Annotated in this window: 1 protein-coding gene; it reads right to left on the bottom strand. The window is 55.3% G+C overall.

Going from position 1 to position 812, the window contains the following annotated elements; all coding sequences use genetic code 11:
- Positions 1–10: 10 nt before the first annotated feature.
- Positions 11–812 (bottom strand): AAA family ATPase (locus tag SY1_RS09145; RefSeq protein WP_208873545.1); only part of this gene is annotated, 802 nt, incomplete at its 5' end.

The following is an 812-nucleotide window of genomic DNA, read 5'->3' as shown; positions in this document are numbered from 1 at the left end:
TCCTGTAAGATCATGCCTTTCCATCCTTCATGTCCTTCTGGATTTCACGGGTGACCAGACTGCCAAAGGTGTCGTCGATGGCGCTTGGAGAGAGCTTCACGTAATCGTCGGTCGAAGTCACTTCGATCTCGCCGGTGTCCCTCGACCGATACAAACTGTGAAAGAGGACCTTGTCGTCGTTTTTCACCTGGAGGTCAAGCTCCTTGAGGAGCACGTAGTCGTGGGTTGCCAGGAATATCTGCACCCCCGTGCGCTGAAGCTCCAGAAGAATATCGATGATTGGCCTCATCAGCTTTGGGTTCAGGTTGGCCTCCGGCTCGTCCCAAAACAACGCGGAGCCGTTCAGGAGCGTGCCGTTCTGAATCAAGGTCCACAGCAGTCCCAACTTTCTGAGGCCCTCCGCCAGCAGCGTAAACTCAAGTTTGCCCTGTTGGCTTTCCAGGAAAAACTCTTCCTGTTTGACGGTCACCTTACCCTCCATGGCTTTTTGCAGCTTGTTGAGCAGCCCCCTTCGTTGTTTGTCCACAGGACCTTTCAGCGACGGAAGAAATGCCTTGCGGATAATGTCCACGTAGATTTCTTCAAAGTGAATCTCCCTCTCGTCGTAGAGGGAGCGGAACCCCGGCGCGTTGGCCATCATGTCCTTTACAGGGATATAAGCCGCTTCAAGGGGCGCTTCCGTCCACGCCTTAAGGCCCGATACGGCGGCATTTTGGGGTCGGTCTGTATGGTTGGAAAGCGACATCGCAAGGCTCACCGACCCTCGTTCAAGCTGCCGGCTCACCTCGACGGTCCCCTTGCTGCTTCCCGCA

Origin of the sequence: Fretibacterium fastidiosum (assembly GCF_000210715.1) — a bacterium.
Taxonomy (GTDB): domain Bacteria; phylum Synergistota; class Synergistia; order Synergistales; family Aminobacteriaceae; genus Fretibacterium; species Fretibacterium fastidiosum.
Note: the sequence above shows the minus strand (reverse complement) of the source record. Positions and strands in the feature narration are given on the sequence as shown.